Annotated in this window: 14 protein-coding genes; 7 read left to right on the top strand and 7 right to left on the bottom strand. The window is 69.5% G+C overall.

All coding sequences use genetic code 11. The features are described 5' to 3' along the window. Positions 1 to 2 precede the first annotated feature (2 nt). Positions 3 to 938, bottom strand: a complete 936-nt coding sequence (locus tag DSX2_RS00175) for a sensor domain-containing diguanylate cyclase (protein WP_020878990.1) — start codon at positions 936 to 938, stop codon at positions 3 to 5. 214 nt (positions 939 to 1152) lie between these two features. Here DSX2_RS00175 and DSX2_RS00170 point away from each other — a divergent pair, with 214 nt between their 5' ends. Both DSX2_RS00170 and sfsA read left to right on the top strand, forming a co-directional pair. Beyond that, positions 1153 to 1575 (top strand): acyl-CoA thioesterase, encoded by a 423-nt coding sequence (locus DSX2_RS00170; protein ID WP_020878989.1) that lies wholly within the window; start codon positions 1153 to 1155, stop codon positions 1573 to 1575. Beyond that, positions 1572 to 2279, top strand: a complete 708-nt coding sequence (gene sfsA, locus DSX2_RS00165) for a DNA/RNA nuclease SfsA (RefSeq protein WP_020878988.1) — start codon at positions 1572 to 1574, stop codon at positions 2277 to 2279. The genes DSX2_RS00170 and sfsA overlap by 4 nt, the downstream gene beginning before the upstream one ends. Positions 2280 to 2425: 146 nt before the next feature. Here sfsA and DSX2_RS00160 read toward each other — a convergent pair whose 3' ends face one another. The 3 genes from DSX2_RS00160 to DSX2_RS00150 all read right to left on the bottom strand — a co-directional run bounded on the left by DSX2_RS00160 (position 2426) and on the right by DSX2_RS00150 (position 7228). Next, entirely contained in the window at positions 2426 to 2626 is a 201-nt protein-coding gene (locus DSX2_RS00160) for a hypothetical protein (RefSeq protein ID WP_020878987.1), read from the bottom strand. Between the two features lie 143 nt (positions 2627 to 2769). Beyond that, the gene (locus DSX2_RS00155; RefSeq protein WP_020878986.1) at positions 2770 to 6096 is read right to left on the bottom strand and encodes an efflux RND transporter permease subunit; all 3327 of its coding nucleotides are present in this window, start codon (positions 6094 to 6096) and stop codon (positions 2770 to 2772) included. Further along, positions 6086 to 7228 (bottom strand): efflux RND transporter periplasmic adaptor subunit, encoded by a 1143-nt coding sequence (locus tag DSX2_RS00150; RefSeq protein WP_020878985.1) that lies wholly within the window; start codon positions 7226 to 7228, stop codon positions 6086 to 6088. The genes DSX2_RS00155 and DSX2_RS00150 overlap by 11 nt, the downstream gene beginning before the upstream one ends. A gap of 193 nt (positions 7229 to 7421) precedes the next feature. Here DSX2_RS00150 and DSX2_RS00145 point away from each other — a divergent pair, with 193 nt between their 5' ends. Further along, positions 7422 to 8534 carry a tetratricopeptide repeat protein gene (locus DSX2_RS00145; protein ID WP_020878984.1) on the top strand — a complete coding sequence of 371 codons (1113 nt, stop codon included), beginning with the start codon at positions 7422 to 7424 and terminating at the stop codon, positions 8532 to 8534. A gap of 203 nt (positions 8535 to 8737) precedes the next feature. Here the strand turns inward: DSX2_RS00145 and DSX2_RS00140 are convergent, their stop codons facing one another. Beyond that, positions 8738 to 9268, bottom strand: a complete 531-nt coding sequence (locus DSX2_RS00140) for a hypothetical protein (RefSeq protein ID WP_020878983.1) — start codon at positions 9266 to 9268, stop codon at positions 8738 to 8740. 954 nt (positions 9269 to 10222) lie between these two features. Here DSX2_RS00140 and DSX2_RS17880 point away from each other — a divergent pair. The 4 genes from DSX2_RS17880 to DSX2_RS17340 all read left to right on the top strand — a co-directional run bounded on the left by DSX2_RS17880 (position 10223) and on the right by DSX2_RS17340 (position 16232). Further along, positions 10223 to 10984 (top strand): anaerobic ribonucleoside-triphosphate reductase activating protein, encoded by a 762-nt coding sequence (locus DSX2_RS17880; protein WP_236615049.1) that lies wholly within the window; start codon positions 10223 to 10225, stop codon positions 10982 to 10984. After that, entirely contained in the window at positions 10884 to 12914 is a 2031-nt protein-coding gene (locus DSX2_RS00130) for a ribonucleoside triphosphate reductase (protein WP_236615052.1), read from the top strand. The genes DSX2_RS17880 and DSX2_RS00130 overlap by 101 nt, the downstream gene beginning before the upstream one ends. A 170-nt stretch (positions 12915 to 13084) precedes the next feature. Next, a complete protein-coding gene (locus DSX2_RS00125; protein WP_020878981.1) occupies positions 13085 to 13549 on the top strand; it encodes an MOSC domain-containing protein in 465 nt (154 codons plus the stop codon). Between the two features lie 358 nt (positions 13550 to 13907). Beyond that, complete coding sequence (locus DSX2_RS17340; RefSeq protein ID WP_020878980.1) at positions 13908 to 16232, top strand: PAS domain-containing protein; 2325 nt, start codon at positions 13908 to 13910, stop codon at positions 16230 to 16232. 97 nt (positions 16233 to 16329) lie between these two features. On the opposite strand, the gene DSX2_RS00115 is transcribed toward DSX2_RS17340, so the two are convergent. Together DSX2_RS00115 and DSX2_RS17335 are read right to left on the bottom strand one after the other, a co-directional pair. Then, positions 16330 to 18369, bottom strand: a complete 2040-nt coding sequence (locus tag DSX2_RS00115) for a methyl-accepting chemotaxis protein (protein ID WP_020878979.1) — start codon at positions 18367 to 18369, stop codon at positions 16330 to 16332. Between the two features lie 209 nt (positions 18370 to 18578). Continuing rightward, positions 18579 to 20135: a PP2C family protein-serine/threonine phosphatase gene (locus tag DSX2_RS17335; RefSeq protein ID WP_020878978.1), complete on the bottom strand. Its 1557-nt coding sequence runs from the start codon at positions 20133 to 20135 to the stop codon at positions 18579 to 18581. Positions 20136 to 20142: the final 7 nt, after the last annotated feature.

The following is a 20142-nucleotide window of genomic DNA, read 5'->3' as shown; positions in this document are numbered from 1 at the left end:
GCTCAGGCGCAGGTCTGGGCGGTGTCGCCGTGGAAGGCGAAGGCGTTCTTGCCCGCCTTCTTGACCCGGTACATGGCCAGGTCCGCCTTTTCCAGAAGGCCGTTCGTGTCCTGCGCGTCGTGCGGATAGAGCGCCACGCCGAGCGAGGCGCCGACGCGCACCTCGAGGTCGTTGACCAGGAATGCGGGCTGCAGGCACTCCACCAGGAGGCGGGCGACCTGTTCCGCCTTGTCCCGGCCCTCGCACAGGGGCAGCAGGGCCACGAACTCGTCGCCGCCCTGGCGGTAGATGCGCCCGATGTCGCCCAGGCAATGGGCCATGCGTTCGCCCACGCGCACGAGCAGGGAATCGCCCCCGCGGTGGCCGAGCGTGTCGTTGACGTTCTTGAAGCCGTCCAGGTCGATGAAGACCACGGCGGCCACGGTGCCCTGGTTCTTGGCCTGGGCCAGGGCGCGCGGCAGGTCCTCCTCCAGGCGCAGGCGGTTGCCCAGGCCGGTGAGGGCGTCGCGGTAGGCCAGGCGCGTGCTGTCCGCGGCCTGAACACGGTCGAGGTCGCGGCCCGTGCAGAAATAGGCCTCGTGGAAGGGGGAGTAGACGACGTTCAGGCCGAGGCGATGGAAGTCGCCGTCGTGGGAGAGGAAACGGAACGAGAGGTTGGCCGAGCCGATGTCCGAGGTGACCAGCTTCTGCATCTCGGCCAGGGCGCGCTCGCGGTCGTCGAAGTGGATGTACTCCACAAGATAGCCGCCCTGCAGTACCTCACGCGGGTAGCCGACCTGGTTCTCCCAGTGCGTGTTGCAGTCCTCGAACATCCCGTCCAGGGATATGACAGCGGCCATGTCCGGCGAAAGGGACAGCCAAGCGTAGCGCTCGACGTAGAGGAGCTGCTGCACGCCCTCGATCCCGAGGTCTTCCAGCGACATGCACTCGAATTCCATGCGCGACTCGTACGCCGTTCAAAAAAAATATTCAATCGGCTTGAACGATATTGTGCAAAACACGCCATCTGGCGGCGAGTATGGCCTGGCACATGGGGCTTTGAGGCTACGTCCTCCGGCCGGAGACCCCCTGGCGAAACAGCAACGCGGGCCGTGTTGACGGCGTGCCGCGCCCGGCCCATAAGGAAGTCCACACCATCCGAGGAGCATTCTATTGGACACCTATTGCATCGTGCGGCCCGAGCACCTGAACCATTACGGCCATCTTTTCGGCGGGGCCATGCTCAGCTGGATCGACGAATTCGCCTGGCTGGCCGCCTCGCTCGACTTTCCCGGCTGCAAGCTCGTGACCATGGCCATGGACAACATCGTCTTCAAGAAGCCCGCGCCCTGCGGCTCCATCCTGCGCTTCTCCATCGAGCCCGTGCGCCAGGGCACCACCTCGGTGACCTACAACGTGGCCGTGCTGGCGGACGCGCCCGGCGCCACGCAGGAGACGCACATCGTCTCCACGACCATCACCTTCGTGCGCCTCGACGAGACCGGCATGAAGACCGACCTGCCGCGTCTCGCCGCCTTCCGCTCCAAGGAGAGCGGACTCGGCCCCCTGCCGCAGACCACGCAGCACATAAAGTGAGCGCCCCGGTCTTCCCCTTCCCGCCCGGCACGCGGCCGGGCGTCCTGCTGCGGCGCGAGAAGCGCTTCCTGGTGGAGGTGGAGCTCGGCGGCGAGCGGCTGTGGGCGCACACCAACAACTCCGGCTCCATGCTCGGCCTCGTGCGCCGGGGCACCGAGGCCCTGCTCTCGCCCGCCGCGAACCCCAAGCGCAGGCTGCCCTACACCCTGGAGGCCGTGGCCGCGGGCGGCGGCTGGTGCTCGGTGAACACGCTGGCGCCCAACCGCCTGCTCGCCTGGGCCTTTGCGCAGGGCCTCCTGCCCGAGCTCGCCGGGGCCACGGCGATCAGGCCCGAGGCCAGGAGCGGCGAATCGCGCCTGGACGCGCGCTTCGAGACGCCGGACGGGCCGCTGTGGGTGGAGTGCAAGAACGTGACCCTGGCCGAGGACGGGGCGGCGCTCTTCCCGGACGCGCGGACCGAGCGCGGCAGGAAGCACCTGGAGGAGCTCATGCGGCTTTGCGCCCAGGGCGCGCGCGTGGCCACCTTCTACCTCGTCACCCGGGCGGACGCGGCCTGCTTCGGCCCGGCCTGGTGCGTGGACGAGGACTACGCCCGCGCCTTCTACGCCGCCCTCGACGCGGGCGTGGAGGCCTGGCCCTGGCTGGCCCGCGTGGACGAGGCGGGCATCCGCCTTACGCGTCGGCTCGCCGTGGTCGCCCCCTAGCTCCCCATTCCGGGAAGACGCCGGTCGCGCCCGCGGTCCGAGGAAACCGGACCGGGACGTTTCATTTCATTCCGAAAAAAGGGGAAATGAGGACGCGGGACGCGGAAGGTCTCCGAGACCCCCCGCGCCCCGCGGAACGGCCAAAATCAGGCTACTCCAGCGGATAGAAGGCCGAAGGAGTAGAGTCCGGAGGCGGCGGAGCCCGGGCAGGTCAGGCAGGTGGCCGCGGGCTCGGAGCAGCTGCGGCAGCCTTCGTGCGTGGCCGCGAAGGCCTTGACGTCGCTGCACCGCTCCCAGGCCTTGATGTGGCCGCGGCAGTCCGGGTCCGAGCAATGGTAGAGATACATGTCGCGCCTCCTTGGGATTTCGTTCGGGAGGCCGCGCTCCTGGACCGCGCCTCCTGGGCTTCCCATCTACAAGAAGCATGCCGCCCGGCTCGGCCTTTTTTCGGCCAGCGGCGACGCCGCGGCGGTGAACGGCGAAACGGCTGCTAGACGGCGCTCTCCCCTCCCCCGCTTCCCGGCCCTTCCTCCGCCTCCTTTCCGTACACCGCGTAATAGGCCACCGGCACCACCAGCAGCGAGAAGAGCGTGGAGGCCGCGATGCCGAAGATGAGCGCCCAGGCCAGTCCCGAGAAGATGGGATCCAGCGTGATGGGCCAGGCGCCGAGCGCCGTGGTCGCGGCCGTGAGCACGATGGGCCGGAGCCTGACCGAGCCGCTGCGCACGATGGCCTCCCGAAGCGGCGTGCCCTGGGCCAGCTCGTCCTTGACGAACTCGATGAGCACCACGGAGTTGCGGATGACGATGCCGCCCAGCGCGATCATGCCGATCATGCTCGTGGCCGTGAAGAACACGGGGTCCGGGAAGCCGTCCACCGTGCGCCCGGCCACGAGGTTGAGGAAGAAGAAGCCCGGCATGATGCCGAGCAGCGTCAGCGGGATGGCGGACATGAGGAGCACGGGCAGCCCGAGCGAGCCGGTCTCGATGACCAGAAGCACCCAGATGCAGACGAGCGCCGCGGCGAAGGCGATGCCGAGGTCGCGGAAGACGTCGAGCGTTATCTTCCACTCGCCCTCGCCCGCCCACTCGGCCGTCAACCCCTGCGGCAGGGGATGCGCGCGCAGGTACGACTGCATGTCGAGCACCGCCTCGCCCGGCGGCCGCCCCGCCGTGTCGCCGAAGACGTAGGCCACGCGGCGCAGGTTCTTGTGCAGGATGGGCTGGTCCTCGGGAACCTTCTCGAAGCGGCCGAGCTCGCCCAGCGGCACGATCTCCCCGCCCTTGCCGCGCAGGGGCAGTCGCTCGAGCTCCGTGACGTCGGCCATGCGCGAGCGCGGCAGGACCAGGCGCAGGTACAGGGGCTGGCGCTCGTAGGGCTCGTGGACCATGGCCGGGGCGGCGCCGGACAGGGCCAGGGAGAGCGTGGCGGCCACGTCCTCGGCCGTGACCGAGTGCAGCGCGGCCTTGGTCTTGTCGAGCACGAAGTCCAGGCGGTCGCGCTCGGTCTCGGCCGAGTCGTCCACGTCCACCACCAGCGGCTGGCCGCGCATCATGTCCTCGACCTGGAAGGCCCCGGCGAGCTGGCGGCCGTAGGATATGCCCGGCTCCGCGTAGACCTCGGCCACCAGGGTGGCCACCACGGGCGGCCCGGGCGGCGTCTCCACGATCTTCAGCCGCGCGCCGAACTTTGTCGCGATGGCCGTCAGGTCGCGGCGCAGCCGCAGCGCGATGGCGTGGCTCTGCTCGGCCCGGCGCGACTTGTCGGCGAGCGTGATGCGGATGTCGGCCACGTTGCCGCCCCGGCGCAGATAGTACTGGCGCACGAGGCCGTTGAAGTCCACGGGCGAGGCCGTGCCCGCGAACGTGGTCACGTCGCGCACCTCGTTCACGCCGCGCAGATACTCCTCGAAGGCGCGCACGCAGCGGTCCGTGGCCTCGAGCGGCGTGCCCTCGTCCATGTCGATGACCAGCTGCAGCTCGTTCTTGTTGTCGAAGGGCAGCATCTTGAGCGGCACGAGGCGCAGGAGCGGCAGGGAGACGGAGACGACGAGCAGCCCGAGGATGACCAGCCACAGGGCGCGGCGGCGGCCCCGGCTCTCGAGGAAGGGCAGCACCGCGCGCTCGTAGAGGCGGCGCACCACGGGATTGGCCCCGCCCCCGGCCCGCGCGCCCTCGGACACCGGCCGCATGGCCCGGTCCTTGAGCAGCAGGTAGGCCAGCCAGGGGACCACGGTCAGGGAGGCCACGGTGGAAAAGGTCACGGTCAGGGGCACGTTGGCCGCCATGGGCGCCATGTAGGGGCCCATCATGCCGGTGATGAAGTACAGCGGCAGGAAGGAGACGATGACCGCGAGGCTCGACATGATCACCGGCGGCAGGACCTCGGCCACGGCCGCGAGCGCGGCGCGCCGGGGCTCGCCCGGATTCAGGCGGATGTGGCGCTGGATGTTGTCCACGTTGGTGATGGGGTCGTCCACCACCAGGCCGAGGGAGAGGATGAGGGCGAAGAGCGTCACGCGGTTGATGCTGTAGCCGAGGAGATAGTTCACGCCGAGCGCCAGCGAGAAGCTGACCGGCACGGACACGGCCACCACCAGGGACTCCCGCCAGCCCATGGTCAGGACCAGCAGCAGGACCACGGTGGCGATGGCGAAGCCGAGGGAGGAGAGGAGGTCAGAGACCTTGGCGTGCGCCGTCTCCCCGTAGTCGCGCGTCACGGTCAGCTCCACGCCGCTCGGCAGCACGTCGGCGCGCAGCTCCTCGGCGCGCTCGCGCACGGCCTTGGCCACGGTCACGGCGTTGCTGCCGCGCTTCTTGCTCACCGCGATGGTCACCGAGGGCAGGGAGCGGGAGTCGTCTTCATGCCCCGCCCCGCGCTCCGCGGCCACGCGCAGGGAGAAGGCGTGGCGCGAGTAGGCGTCCGGCTCGGCCGGGCCGTCCACCACGCGGCCGACGTCCGAAAGCGTTACCGGGCGGTCGTCGTGCACGGCCACGACCACGGAACCGGCCTCGGCCGCGTTCATGATGAAGCTGTTGGCCGTGACGCGAAGCTCCTTGTCCGCGCGCGTCAGGTCGCCTGCGGTCACGGCCGCGTCCGCGCCGGCCAGGGCGTCGCGCACCTCGAGCGCCGTGACCCCGAAACCGGCCATGCGCTCGGGCGAGAGCTCCACGCGCACCTCGCGCGGCCGGGCCGCGGCCAGCTGCACGAGCGAGACGTCCGGGATCTCGGCCAGGCGCGGCACCATCTCCTCGGCGATGCGCGTCAGCTCGTAGTCGGAAAGCTTGGGCGAGGAGAGGGTCAGGAGGACGATGGGCACGTCGTCCACCTCGACGTTCTTGACCGTCCAGCCGTGGACCACGGGCGGCACGAGGTCGAGGTTCCGGGTGATGGCGTTGTGCAGCCTGACGAGCGCGTCCTCGCGGTTCTCGCCCACGTAGAAGCGCACCGTGGCCAGGGCCTGGTCGCGTCGCGAGACCGAGTAGACGTACTCCACGCCGTCGATCTGCCAGAGGATGCGCTCGAGCGGCGTGGTCACGAGCTTCTCGACCTCCTCGGCCGAGGCCCCGGGCACCGAGACCGAGACGTCGGCCAGGGGCACCACGATCTGCGGCTCCTCCTCCTTGGGCGTGGCACGCACGGCGATGATGCCCACGAGCAGGGAGAAGATGAGCAGCAGGAGGGAGAGGCGCGATTCCAGGAAGGCCGCGACGACCGTGCCGATCAGGCGCCCGGCCGCGCTCTGCGCGTGGCCCGCGGGCGGATTCGGCGCGCCGTCCCCCGGGGTCCCCTGCGGGGGACGCTCCTCACTCGGCATCGGCCCCGCCTCCGGAGGCGTCCGAAAGCCCCACGGTCTCGCCGCCCGAAAGCCCGGCCAGGACCTCCACCTCCCCGCCCTGGACCCGGCCGAGGCGCACGTAGACGTCGCGCCAGCCCTCCGCGGTCTTCAGGAGCACCGTGGAGAGCTGGCCCACGCGGCGGAGGGCGGCGCGCGGCACGAGCACGGCCTCGCGCTGCCCCACGGGGATGATGAGCCTGCCGAACATGCCCTGGTAGAGGCCTTGTGCGGGAGGCAGGCCGACGCGCACGATGAAGGTGCGGGTGGCCGGGTCGGCCGAGGGCACGACCTCCTCCACGGTGCCGGGCAGGTCGCTCGAGAGCGAGTCGATGTGCACGGTCAGCCGCTCGCCCACCGGGGTCCGGCCGATCAGCCCCTCGCGCACCGCGGCCTCGAGCCAGAGCTTGCCGCCGGTCTGCAGGACGAGCAGCGGCTTGCCCGGCGAGGCCACGTCCCCGGGCTCGACCAGGCGGCGCACCACCTCGCCCGCCTCGGGCGCCGTGATGACCGTGTAGCCCTGGTTGATGTCCGCCTCGCGCTCGAGGTTCTCGAAACGCCTGACCGCGGCCTGGGCCTGGGCCTGGCCCTCGCGGGCCTGGTTCAGGGCGGCCGCTGCCTGCAGCATGTCGCGCCGCGCGCTCTCCATCTCCTCGGCGGCCACGGCGCCCTGGGCGTAGAGGGCGCGCAGCCGCTCGTAGGTGGTGCGGGTCTTGTCCGCCTGGGCGCGGGCCGCGGTGATGGCCTGCTCGGACTGGCCGAGCGAGGCGCGCGCCTCGGCCAGGCTCTGGGCCGCGGCCCCGGACCGGGCCTCGAACTCGCGCGGGTCGAGCGTGACCAGGGTCTGGCCCTTGTCCACGCGCGCGCCCGGCCGCACCAGGACCGAGGCCACGCGGGCCAGCACCTGGGCGGCCACGCTGATCTCGGTCTTGGGCCTGACCGTGCCCACGGACTCCTCGCTCTCCTGGACCATGCGGCGCACGGCCTGGGCGCTTTGCTGCGGCGCATGCTCCCCCTCCCGGGCGGCGCGCTGGCCGGGCGCGACGTCTCCGCCGCACGCGGGCAGCGCGAGGAACGCGAGCAGGAGGAAGCAGAGCGGGTGAGCGTGGCGCATGGGACCTCCCGGACAGGGTTTCCCGGTTACCATACCACGGTTCGGCTCGAAGAAAACCACATGGCGCGGTCGGAAACACGGCGGCCAAGCCTCGGAGGCGGTATGCCCTCTGTCCGGGCGTGCCGGACCGGGTGGAACCTTGGGGGTGTACGCCTGCGAGGTTTTCTGACACACAAGGCCTTGGAGTTCGGCCATGGCGCGCACAATCAAGAAGATCACCATCCTGACGCACAGCGAGACGAACGTCACCACGGACAGGCGCTCGCTGAAGCGGTTGCGCCTGCCGCAGCCCGACGTTCTCGGCAGCGGCGCCGAGGTCATGGAGGAGATGCCCACGGACCCGGCGCACGTGCTGCTCGTGGACGACGAGATGGACGACATGTCCGGCCTCGATTTCCTGCGCATGCTCAGGCGCAGCCCCGAAGGCCGCCTCCTGCCCGTGGTCATGGTCACGCAGGAGAACAGGCGCGAGCAGGTCCTGAACGCCATCTCCGCAGGCTGCTCGGGCTACGTGCTCAGGCCCTACGCCCTGGCCACCTTCGAGCGCCACCTGCAGATGGCCGTGGACTCCGCCGCCCTGGACGAGGAGGGCGAGGCCAAGCTGGCCAGGGCCCACGAGCTTTTGAGCCTCGGCAAGTTCTCCGAGGCGGCCGAGGAGTTCCGCAGCATCGTGGACGGCGAGGAGGAATCCCACCGCTATTTCGACGTGGGCATGCGCCACCTTCAGGCGCAGCGCTACGGCACGGCCATGGTCGCCTTCAACCGCGCCGTGGCCCTGGGCGAGCTCTTCGCCGAGGCCCACAAGGGACTGGCCCACGCCTACCGGGGGCTGAACGACACGGCGCGCTACCTCGAGGAGCTGCGCACGGCCGCGGAGATCTACGCCCTGCAGGACCGCCTGCAGGAGACCAAGGAGATCTTCGTGGAGATCCTGAAGGCCGATCCGGACGCCGTGAATCCCTACAACGCGCTGGGCGTGGAGCTTCGGCGCAAGGGCGATTACGCCGGGGCGATCCACGCCTACAGCCAGGCCCTGGAGCTGACCCCGGACGACGAATACCTCTTCTACAACATCGCCAAGGCCTACCTCTACGCGGGCGACACGGGACAGGCAGAGGCCTTCCTCGAGCGCGCCCTGCGCCGCAACCCGGGTTTTCGGGACGCGCGCGGGCTGTACTCCCAGGTCGCTGGCAAGGAGTGGGACGTGGCGCCGCCCGAGGCCGACGCCGAACCGAGCCGTCCTGCCGGGTCCCTGCCCGACACCGACGACTCCGCTCCGCCCTCCACCCTGTCCGTGGACGGCTGAGGCGGCGCCGCGAGGCTCGCCTCCGGAGCACGCGCCTTCAACCACGCACCCTGAACGCGTCGCGGCCCGCGACGCCGCATGGGGCGCCGCGGGCCGCGGGCTTGCACGTATCAGTGCCGATCAGTGCCGGTCAGTGCCGAACCATGACGCCGGGCCCATCCGGACACATCCGACGGGCGCGGTCGGCGCGTCCGGGAAGCAGGCTATTCGTCGGCCATGGCCTCGCGCTCCTTGGCCAAATCCTCCTTGGACATGGACCAGTAGGGCATGCCGTCCTTGGTACGGCGCACCTTGAGGAATTCCTTCTCGTTCTTCTTGATCTTGGTGGCGATGAGCACGTCCTTGTCGCCCAGGCGCGTCCAGGCGCCGTAGGCGTTGATGCGCTCGCCGTCGCGCAGGCCGAGCTTCTCCAGATCCTCGTGCACGAAGCTCGAGGGTCCCACGATCACGGTCACGGGCTCGCCGTCCGCGCGGTCCTTCAGGACCACGGCCGAGCCTTCGGCCATGCCGGGCAGGGGCGTGACGTCGCTGATCTTGACGAAATAGCCCTTGATCTTGTCGAACTCGGCGACGTTGTACTTCTGGTCGAAGGCGCTGCCCTTCTCCCAGCCCACGAGCCCCCCGGGACTGCCCTTGGCACCGCCTCCGTCGCAGGCGGAGAGCGAGGCCAGGGCCACGGCGAGAAGGAGCGTCAGGCAGGCGGCGACCGGGCGGCGCGCGGCGAAATGGGTCATGTCGTTCTCCCTGAAGGTCTGAGGTTCGTGTTCCTTGCATATAGTAGTCAATCCGGCCCGATGCGCAAGGGGGGCGGCGTGCCTCGGACGCCTGCGCGGCGGCGCCGCAGCCCCTCCGCGCCCCCTGGTCGGGACAAGAAGAGACGCCATTCCGGCCCCCTATCCTGTGCAAAATTCTTGCGCCTTCCTTCCCAGTCCGCCCCGCGGCGCCGGTGGGCGGACGTCGCCGGACCTCCGGGAGCCCTTGCGGAGTATGGCCCAGGACGAAGTCCGTCCGCCGAAGGCGTACACCGGGACGGCCGACGCGGCCCTCGTCCGGCTCCGCCCGGCGACGCACACCGTTCCGGACTGTCCGGGCGCGCGGCACAAACGCGCACGGCGCGCGGCCCCGGGCCCTTCGTGACGCACAAGGACGCCGGGAGGTCACACTTTCGTCGCTTTTTGTGGAGAAAAAATATCCTCCACAACCGAAGCACGACACCCTTGATGCGCCTCGCTTCCCTCGGAATATGCACTGTGGAAAATGGGGCGCGCACGGCGCAGAGCACGAGCACGGCAAGGCAGACGGGGCTGTGGACGAATCGCGGCCCCGAAAAACGGGGGCGATGCTGTACAAAGGCCGCGGCCTGCTATACTAGAATGCATCGTGCATTGCACAGCGCAGCCATACACTGTGCAACGCTACAACAGTATTGACATTCCGCGCCGCGCACAGCGGCCGGGCACGGCAGACAGCCAGACGACAGCACCGCCGCCCCCCCACGGCCGGATGCAGTCCGGACAGCCCCCTTTCCGAAGGCGCGGCTTCGTCCGGCCCGCGCCGGAGCGCGGACCGGCCGAACCGGCATCGCTGCGGGCCGGGCGACGGTGCGCCGCAGCACGCGCAGGCCCCGCCCGCGTCCCCTTTCCTTTTCGAGGAAGGCAGCGGCGCGGCCTGCCGACCAACGGGAGACTATGTTCGACATTCCGGCAGACGCCTGGGGACACCTGAGAGGCATACAGCCCTTGAGCCTGTGCGACTGGCCCGGCCGTCCCTGCGCCGTCCTCTTCCTCGGCGGCTGCAACCTGCGCTGTCCCACCTGCCACAACTTCGGCCTGGCCTGGGAGCCCGAGACCCTGCCCGTGCTCTACAAGCCGGACGTGCTCAACTTTCTTTCCCGCCGCGCCGGGTGGCTCGAGGGCGTCACCGTCTCCGGGGGCGAGCCCACGGCCGTGCCGCATCTGGCGGACTTCCTGCGCGACATCCGCGCCGCGGGCATGCCCGTGAAGCTCGACTCCAACGGCATGCGGCCCGAGATCATCGCCGAGGTCCTGGCCGCAGGCCTCGTCGAGGAGGTCCACGTGGACGTCAAGGGTCCGTGGGCCAAGTACCCCGCCCTGACGGGCAGGCACGCCACGGCCGAAGAGGCCGAGGAGCGGCTCTCCCGCATCTTCGACCTCGCCCGAAGCCGCCCCGGGGTCTTCACCTTCCGCTGCACCCGCGTGCCCCTGCTCGACGACGACGACATCGCGGCCGTGCGGGCCTGTCTGCCCGCAGGCCACGTCCTGACCATCAACGCCTATGTTCCCCCCAGGAGGAGTCATGCCCAGCCAGATCCGGAAAAGAGACGGGTGCCTGGAGACGTGGTCCACGGACCGCATCGCGAACGCCATCCTCAAGGCCCTGAAGGCCAGCGGGATCAAGGACCCGCTTCTCGCCAGGCGCCTCGCCCGTAAGGTCGAGATCAAGCTCGAGGGCGTGGACGTCCCCGAGCAGGAGCAGCTCCAGGATCTGGTCGAGACCGTGCTCATGGAGTCGCGTCTCTTCGACGTGGCCCGCCGCTACATCGTCTACCGCGAGAAGCGCCGCCAGCTGCGCGAGCAGAAGCAGGCGTACGTGGACATCCAGGAGACGATCGACAACTACATCAACAAGGCGGACTGGCGCGTCAACGAGAACGCCAACATGACCCACTCCTTCCAGGGGCTCATGCTGCACCTCTCGGGCACGGTCCAGGCCCGCTACGCCCTGGAGAAGTATCCGGAGGAGATCCGCGCCGCGCATCAGCACGGCTACTTCCACATCCACGACCTGTCCTTCGGCCTGGCCGGCTACTGCGCGGGCTGGAGCCTGCGCGACCTGCTGCTCGAGGGCTTCAACCTGGAAGGCCGCTCCTCGGCCGGTCCGGCGCGCCACTTCGACTCCATCCTCGGACAGATGGTCAACTTCCTGGGCACGCTGCAGAACGAATGGGCCGGGGCCCAGGCCTTCAACAACGTGGACACGTACCTCGCGCCCTTCATCCGGGCGGACGGCCTGGACTACGAGCAGGTGCGCCAGGCCATGCAGAAGTTCGTCTTCAACCTGAACACGACCTCGCGCTGGGGCGGCCAGTCGCCCTTCACCAACCTGACCTTCGACCTCAAGGCCCCGAAGCACATCGCCAAGGAGGCGGTCATCGTGGGCGGGAAGATGCTCGACTCCACCTACGGCGACTACCAGGCCGAGATGGACATGATCAACAAGGCCTTCGTGGAGGTCATGCTCGCGGGCGACTTCCACGGCCGCATCTTCTCCTTCCCCATCCCGACCTACAACGTCACCCCGGACTTCCCCTGGGAGTCCGAGATCGGCGAGCTGCTCCTGCAGATGACCGCCAAGTACGGCGCGCCCTACTTCCAGAACTTCATCAACTCCGACCTCGACCCCGAGGACGTGCGCTCCATGTGCTGCCGCCTGCAGATGGACCTGCGCGAGCTGCGCAAGAAGACCGGCGGCCTGTTCGGCGCGGGCGACCTGACCGGCTCCATCGGCGTGGTCACCCTGAACCTGCCCAAGCTCGCCTACCTCGCCCAGGGCGAGGAGGACTTCCTCGACCTGATCACCGAGTACGCCGAGCTCGCGCGCGACTCCCTGGAGTTCAAGCGCAAGCTGGTCAACGACAACCTCGAGCGCGGCCTCTTCCCCTGGACCAAGCGCTACCTGAAGAACGGCTACAAGGCCCACTTCTCGACCATCGGCCTGGTGGGCGGCCACGAGGCCTGCCTGAACCTGCTCGGCAAGGGCATCCAGACCGAGGCGGGCGTCCGCCTCATGCAGCACGCCCTGGAGCACCTGCAGGGCCTCACGCGCCGCTTCCAGGAGGAGACGGGCAACCTCTACAACCTCGAGGCCACTCCGGCCGAGGGCACGAGCTACCGCCTGGCCAAGATCGACAAGTCGCTCTACGAGGGCATCGCGGCCTCGGGCAACGGCACGCCCTACTACACCAACTCCACCTGCCTGCCCGTGGGCGAGACCGCGGACGTCTTCTACGCCCTGGAGCACCAGAACATGCTCCAGCCCATGTACACCGGCGGCACGGTCTTCCACTCCTTCCTGGGCGAGGCCGTGGCCGACACCAAGGCGCTGCGGAGCTTCATCGTCAAGGCCTTCACCAAGACCAAGATCCCCTACCTCTCCATCACCCCGACCTTCTCGGTGTGCAAGGAGCACGGCTACATCCGGGGCGAGCAGTTCGAGTGCCCGGACTGCGGCGCCGAGACCGAGGTCTTCACGCGCATCGTGGGCTACTACCGCCCGGTGTCGCAGTGGAACAAGGGCAAGAAGGCCGAGTACATGGACCGCATCGTCTTCTCCGACATCAGCGCGGACATCATCTGCTGAAACCGGCCCCACGGCCGACCGCCCATCAGGGGCGGGGCATCCATGGATGCCCCGCCCCGTTTTTTATGCCCTTTCTTCGCACCGGTACCGCACGCAGAGCACAACGCTTGATTCATACCCGAAAAGTAGGATATTGAGGCGGCATTCGATTCCTTCCTTCGGAGGTCGCCATGTCCAAGTCCCTGTCCAGTCCGTCCGCCACCCACGGCCGCGTGGCCGCGGTCTGCACGAGCGAGCGCAAGGGCATCTCCAAGATGCCGGTGGAGCGCATCACCCTGGTCGTGGAATACGGGGTGCAGGGAGACGCCCACGGCGGCGGAGAACGCCAGGTGAGCCTCCTGTCGGCCGAGGAGGTGGCCCGCGTGGCCGCCGAGCATCCGAAGATCGGCCCCGGCGCCTATGCCGAGAACATCCTCGTCGAGGGGCTGGACCCGGCCGCGCTGCCCGTGGGCGCGAAGCTCCGCGTGGGCCGCGACGTGCTGCTCGAGATCACCCAGATCGGCAAGCGCTGCCACGACAAGTGCGCCATCCACTCCCTCGTGGGCTCCTGCATCATGCCCAAGAAGGGCGTCTTCGCCCGCGTGCTGGCGGGCGGCACGGCCCGGCCCGGGGACGAGGTCGCGCTCGTGGACTGAGCGCGTCCGCCCGGGCGCGGCCCCTCCTGTCCGGTCCCGGCTCCCGGAAACGCATCCTCCCGAACGGCGGAGCGTTTTCGCTTTCCGGGTGATTCTCCGAAAAAAACACCATGCCATGGCGTGTAAATTCTCATTCCAATGACGTAATAGACTTTTTCATGCTGGATATTTTCTTGTCCGCCCGTGCGTCCGCCTTTTCCGGCAACATGCCGAGACGGGCGTGTCCGCAGCCTGCCCCGGCGGCGGACGGAAGCGGCCTTCGCCCCACGCCGCGGCCATTCCCGCCCGCCCGGCGGGCCGCAGTGGACGGCGCCGCCCCGGACCACCTCCCGCCTCCGAACCTTTCGCAGCCGGCCCCATGAAGTCCCGCTTCGGCATCCTGGGCATTGCGGCGGCGGCGCTTCTCGTGCTTCTGGCCGCGGGGCAGATCGTCTACACGGCCGAGCAGAGCCGCGCGGACCTCCTGCGCCTCGCCAGGCAGCAGGCCCAGGACGGGGCGGCGCTGGGCAGCTGCAGCCTGCAGGGGCTGCTGCGCAGCGCGGACTGCGTGCTCGCAAGCCTGGCCGAGCACGTGAGTCGGGGCACGACCTCGACGCAGGAACTGCAGGGGCTCTTCGCCCGGCCCGCGGCCCAGGCAGGCCTCGACGCCCTGCTCATGGCGGATGCGCAGGGAAACGAGACCACGCTCTACGAGAACGGCGGCGCCCGTCTTCAGCCCGGGTTCCTCGCGGCCCTCAGGACGCGCCTGAAGCAGGGCGGCGACGAGACGGCCGTGCTCGGCCTGAGCCAGGCCGAAAGCGGCGTGCCCGGCCTGCTCGTGGCCCGGCTCGCGCCGGGTCCGGCAGGCTCCCGCACCCTGACGGCCGCGCTGTTCGGCCAAAAGCGGCTCGGAGTCGCCCTTTCCGGCCTGTCCCTGGACAACGTCCGGGTCGCGGCCCTGTACACCTCGGGCCTGCGCCTTCTGGCAGCCTCCCCTGACGAGCCTGCCGCCGGGGGAAACGGGCAGGCGCCCGTGCTCGACGAGGAGGAGCAGGCGCTCCTGCGCGGCAAGGGATTCCTCTCCGCGGTCACCGCCTCGGGCGTCGTCGCCGCTGCGCGGATCCCGAACAGCGACCTGCTGGTGGCCGTGGTCCTGGACAAGAAGGCCCTGCTCTCCACCTGGTTCGCGGACACCCTGCGCGACGCCGGAGGCGAATTCCTTCTTCTGCTCGCGGCCCTGGTCCTGGCCGTGGGCGCGATCCTCTCCAGGCGGCGGCTGCACCAGGCAGCCCGGCAGGAGGAGGAAAGCCGCCGACGGACCCGGGCATTCCTCGAGAACTCGCCCTACCCCATCGTCCGCTTCATGCTCGACGGCACCATTTCCGAAATCAACCCCGCAGCCCTGAATGCCTTCGGCGGCTCGCAGGAAGCGGTACGCGCGGCCATCGGGAAAGAGGTCGCGGAGATCGCCGCGCATCTCTCCTCCGAGGAGCGCGTGAACTTCGAGCGGACGATCGAGACGTCCGGGGGCACTCCCTTCCCCGCCGAGCTCCATGCCTGGCGCAACACCGCCGACGACGGCGAATCCCACGGCATCGTGGTCATCCGCGACATCACCGCCCGCAAGGAGGAGGAGAGCCAGACCCTGCGCGCCAAGCGGCGCCTGGAGCTGGTCATCGAGGGCGCGGGGCTCGGCTACTGGGACTGGAACGTGGCAACGGGCGAGGTGCTCTACAGCGACCAGTGGCAGCGCCTGCTCGGCTACGAGCCGGGCGAGGTCCCGCCTGCCGTCGATTTCTTCGCGGAGATGCTGCACCCCGACGACCGCGAGCGCGTCCTCGAGGTCAACAGGCGGCACATGGTGCTGAACTCCTCCTCCTTCGCCGTGGAATTCCGCATGCGGACCAAAACCGGGGGCTACGTCTGGATACTCGGCTCGGGCAGGGCCGTGGAGTGGGACGAGGAAGGCAGGCCGCTGCGCGCCGCGGGCATCCACATGGGAATCGGCGAGCGCAAGCGGCTCGAGCAGGTCAGGGAGGACGTGGAGCGCATGATCCGCCACGACCTGCGCACGCCGCTCGGCAACTCCGTGTCCGTAGCCCAGGCCCTGGCCATGATGGGCGGCCTCTCGGAGGAGCAGCAGCGCCTCGTGGAGCTGCTCAAGGAATCGGGCAAGCGGGCCATGCGCATCATCAGCCTCTCCCTGGATCTGCACCGCATGGAGCAGGGGGAATACGAGCTTTTGCGCGCGCCGTGCGACCTCCTGGCGGTCTTCGGCTCCATCCGGCGCGAGCAGGCGGCCCTGCTTTCGGCCAAGTCGGCCGCCATCGAGGTGCTGGTGGACGGCCGCCCTCCGCGGGAGGGCGAATCCTTCGAGGTCCAGGGCGAATGCGACCTGCTGCAGTGCCTCTTCGACAACCTGGTGAAGAACGCGCTGGAGGCCATGCCCGCGGGCACATCCCTGCGCGTCGCGCTGCATTTCGAGAACGGCACGGCGCGCATCAAGCTGCACAACCAGGGCACGGTGCCCAAGGACGTGCGCGCGAACTTCTTCGAGAAGTACAGCACCTCGGGCAAGCCGGGCGGCACGGGCATCGGGACCTACATCGCGCGGCTTGTGGCCCGCACCCACGGCGGCGACGTCGCCTTCACCACCTCGGAGACCGAGGGCACCACCCTGCACGTGATCCTGCCGCGCGCCTGAGCGCGCCCGGCGCTCGGCTTCCCTCACCCGGAGCACGCGCCTTGCGCGGCACGGGCGGCACGGGCGGCGCCCGGAGGCCCGCCCGCCGGATCACCCGCTAGAAGCGCTCGAAACCCTCGTCGCCGTCGGCTGCGTCCTCGTCCATTTCCAGGGCAAGCCCGCTCGGCGCGGACCGGGCAGGCCGGGCCGGTGTCCGCGCCGCAAGCGCGCGGGGTCCCGCCTTGTGCGCGGCGTGCTTCACGCCGCCGGGGGTCCCCTCGTCCGCGCCGATGCGGAAGAAGGAGATGGTCGACTGCAGCTGCTCGGCCTGGCTGGAGAGCTCCTCGGAGGTGGAGGCCATCTCCTCGGCGCCCGAGGCGTTCTGCTGCACGACCTTGTCCAGCTGCTGCACGGCCTTGTTGATCTGCTCCGCGCCCGCGTCCTGCTCGGCGCTGGCCGCGGCGATCTCCTGCACGAGGTCCGCGGTGCGCTTGATGTCCGGGACCATCCTGGAGAGCATGCCGCCCGCCTTCTCGGCCACCTCCACGCTGCGGCCGGAGAGCTCGCTGATCTCGCCCGCGGCCTGGCCGCTGCGCTCGGCGAGCTTGCGCACCTCGGCCGCGACCACGGCGAAGCCCTTGCCGTGCTCGCCCGCACGCGCCGCCTCGATGGCCGCGTTCAGCGCCAGGAGGTTGGTCTGCCGGGCGATCTCCTCGATGATGGAGATCTTTTCCGCGATCTCCTTCATGGCAGACACGGTCTCGGTGACGGCCTGGCCGCCGTCCTCGGCGTCCTTGGCCGACTGCAGGGCGATCTTCTCTGTCTGCCGGGCGTTCTCGGCATTCTGCCGGATGTTGGAGGCCATCTCCTCCATGGAGGAGGAGATCTCCTCCACGCTCGCAGCCTGCTCCGTGGCCCCCTGCGAGAGGGTCTCGGAGGAGGCGGAGAGCTCCTGGCTGCCGGAGGCCACGTTCTCCGCCCCGCCGCGCACCTCGGCCACGACCTGGCCGATGCGCTCGACCATGTCGTTCAGCGCGCCCGCGAGCACGCCCACCTCGTCCTTCTGGTCGATGTTCAGGCGCTGGCTGAAGTCGCCCCCGGCCATGGCCTTGGCGAAGTCCACGCCCATGATCACCGGCCGGGTGATGGAGCGCGTCAGGTAGACGGCCAGGACGATACCGAGGAGCAGGGCCACGGCCAGCCCGCTGACCATGACCGAGGAGGCCCGGTTCAGCGATATCACGGACTCGTGGGCGATCTTGGAGGTGTGCTCCATGCCTGCGTCGGCCGTCTCGCGACAGGCGGTCAAGACCTCGGCGGCGGCCTTGTTGCGCCTCACCGTGACCTCATCCAACTTGACCGAGGCGTCCAACAGCGCGGCCATGGCCGCATGGTAGTCGTCCGCCGCCTTCTTGGTCAGCTCGATCTGCTGCAGGTTGTTCTCCTTGTGCGTGATCGAGCGCAGCTTGCCCAGCAGTTCGTCGATCCTCGGGAAGTTGGCCAAGGCGGCCTTGGCCATCTCGGGATCGCGCATGGCCTGGGACTTGAAGTTCCTGACCCGCGTGTCGTTGCCCACAGCGATGATCTCGTTGACCCAGGTGATCTTCTGCAGCCGCTCGGCCAGGACCTGGGGGGGGGCCTTTGCCTGTATCTCCCGCTCCATGCTCGTGTTCTGGTCGGCCAGGAAGGTGGTGCAATTCCGCATGTACTGCTGCCCCGCGGTGTCGAGCTTGTCGCGGTCCTTGGCGATGCCCGCCTGCAGCGCGGCCGTCTCGTCGCTCAGGGACTCGTACAGCGCGATCTTTTCCTTGGCCTTGGCCACGTTCTCGCGCAGGATCGTCAGCTGCGGAAATGCCTGCGCATGCTCCTCGACCTTGCGCAAGGCCTCCTTGACCTCGCCCATGGTCCGGCGCACGGCCTGCAGGGTCTCCTCGTCGCCCGTGAAGGAGAGGGTGCGCGTCTCGAGCATGGCGGCCCTGTAGGCGCGCTCGAGCCCGTTGGCCTTGGCCACTTCGGGCACGAACTGCGTGTCCAGCCTGTCCGCATCCTGGCTGACGCCGCGCATGCTGTAGACGGCCAGCCCGCCGAGCACGCAGGCAATGACGATGAGCAGGCCGAAGCCGAGCCCCATCTTGATCCCCAACTTGAGGTTTTTCATACAACCCCCCGAAAAATTTGCTGATTGGTACATGCTGACAGATTTTTCTATGTTCACACCATAGGGCATGCACGCGCTTGCCGCCAGTCTCGCGATCAAAAATATAACGACAGATGACGAATCTCCCGAATGGCAGGAGAAAAGGGAATTTCGGAGGATAAGAGGAAGGAATGGCCGCCCTGCGGCGGCCGCGAAGGGAAAGGAATCCCTCAGGCCAGGGTCTTCACGACCACGAGCGTGATGTCGTCCTGAGGCCGCAAGGCTTGCTGGAACTCGCTCACCGCGGCGAAGACGGCCTCCACTATCTCGGCCGCGCTGCCCTGGGCGGACCTGCGCACCGCGTCCATGAAGCGGTCCTTGCCGAAGAGCTCTCCGCTCTGGTCGGACGCTTCCCAGATGCCGTCCGTGCCGAGCGCCAGCACCGTGCCCGGCGGCAGGGGGCCATAGTGCTCCTGGGCGTAGGGGGCGTCCTCGAGCACGCCGAGCGGCAGACCCTCGCCGAGCAGGCTGGCGAAGGCGTCCTCGCGCGGATCGTAGAGCAGCGGAGGGTCCTGCCCGGCCCGGGCCCACTCGAGGTTGCCGCCGCCGTCCAGGCGCACGGCCAGGAGCGTCATGAAGCGCGAGGTGGCCAGGAAGTCGCGGAAGAGGTCGCGGTTGGTCGCGGCCAGGGCGGCGCCGAGCTCCGCGCCGCTGGCCAGCTGCTGGCGCACGCTGCCGCGCGCCGCGGCCATGAGCAGGGCCGAATCCACGCCGTGCCCCGAGATGTCGCCCACCGCGGCCGTGAGTCCGGCGCCGTCCGGCCCCTGCCCGGCCACGAGGTCGAAATAGTCGCCGCCCAGGTCCTCGCAGGGCACGGAGCGCGCCGCCACGTCGAGCCCCGCGACCACCGGCATCTCGCTCGGCAGGAGGCTCCGCTGGACCTCGGCCGCCAGGCGCAGCGAGCGCTTCTGCTCCGTGAGGTCGGTGACGAAGGCCACGTGCCCCTCCACGCGGCCCTCCACGTCGCGCAGGGTGTTGGCGTGGATCAGCACGGGCACGGTGCGCCCCTCCCTGCCGCGCAGCGTGCCCTCGAAGATGCGGTGCTCGTGCGAGAGCAGCACCTCGCGGTTGCGCGCGAGCCAGCGCGCGTATTCCGGCGTGGCCAGCTCAGCGGGCGTCTTGCCCCTGAGCGCGTCGCGCGGGTAGCCGAGCATGCGCGCGTAGGCCTCGTTGACCTCGACGATGCGCAGGTCGGGGTCCAGCAGCATGAAGCCCTCGGCCGCGGTCTCCAGGATGCGGCGGTGGCGCTCCTCGCTCTCGCGCAGCGAGAGCTCGGCCAGCTTGCGCTCCGTCACGTCCGTGGCCACGCCCTGGTAGTAGGCGATCTTCCCGTCCGCCCCGCGCACGGCCGTGGTCACGTCGTGCACCCAGCGCACCTCGCCCCCGCGGGTGACGATGCGGTACTCCTGGGAGTACTCGTCGCTGCCCGCGTCGGCGTGGTCGAGGATCTCGCGGCGCATCCGCTCCATGTCCTCGGGCAGCACGATGTCGCGCCAGGTCACGCGCTCCTCCAGAAAATCCGCGGCCGAGTATCCGAAGCGGGAGATGTTCTCCGAGACGAAGACCAGCCGGGGATCCGGGGACGGGAGGCGCTTGAAGAGGATCACCGGGCTGCGCGACACGATCATCCGCGCGAGTCCGGGCTCGTCTTGGACCACGGCGTCCTGTCCGCCCGAAGGCCTGCCGGGCGCCGCGCCCCGGGGCTTGCCGCAGTGTTCCTCGTGCACCTCGCCC

The organism is Desulfovibrio sp. X2 (genome assembly GCF_000422205.1).
Classification (GTDB): domain Bacteria; phylum Desulfobacterota; class Desulfovibrionia; order Desulfovibrionales; family Desulfovibrionaceae; genus Alkalidesulfovibrio.
Note: the sequence above shows the minus strand (reverse complement) of the source record. Positions and strands in the feature narration are given on the sequence as shown.

What these genes read in the sequence shown, in the direction of transcription:
- DSX2_RS00175 (WP_020878990.1), bottom strand. Translation starts at nt 938, where the DNA reads ATGGAATTCGAGTGCATGTCGCTGGAAGACCTCGGGATCGAGGGCGTG.
- DSX2_RS00160 (WP_020878987.1), bottom strand. Translation starts at nt 2,626, where the DNA reads ATGTATCTCTACCATTGCTCGGACCCGGACTGCCGCGGCCACATCAAG.
- DSX2_RS00155 (WP_020878986.1), bottom strand. Translation starts at nt 6,096, where the DNA reads ATGCCGAGTGAGGAGCGTCCCCCGCAGGGGACCCCGGGGGACGGCGCG.
- DSX2_RS00150 (WP_020878985.1), bottom strand. Translation starts at nt 7,228, where the DNA reads ATGCGCCACGCTCACCCGCTCTGCTTCCTCCTGCTCGCGTTCCTCGCG.
- DSX2_RS00145 (WP_020878984.1), top strand. Translation starts at nt 7,422, where the DNA reads ATGGCGCGCACAATCAAGAAGATCACCATCCTGACGCACAGCGAGACG.
- DSX2_RS00140 (WP_020878983.1), bottom strand. Translation starts at nt 9,268, where the DNA reads ATGACCCATTTCGCCGCGCGCCGCCCGGTCGCCGCCTGCCTGACGCTC.
- DSX2_RS17880 (WP_236615049.1), top strand. Translation starts at nt 10,223, where the DNA reads ATGTTCGACATTCCGGCAGACGCCTGGGGACACCTGAGAGGCATACAG.
- DSX2_RS00125 (WP_020878981.1), top strand. Translation starts at nt 13,085, where the DNA reads ATGTCCAAGTCCCTGTCCAGTCCGTCCGCCACCCACGGCCGCGTGGCC.
- DSX2_RS17340 (WP_020878980.1), top strand. Translation starts at nt 13,908, where the DNA reads ATGAAGTCCCGCTTCGGCATCCTGGGCATTGCGGCGGCGGCGCTTCTC.
- DSX2_RS00115 (WP_020878979.1), bottom strand. Translation starts at nt 18,369, where the DNA reads ATGAAAAACCTCAAGTTGGGGATCAAGATGGGGCTCGGCTTCGGCCTG.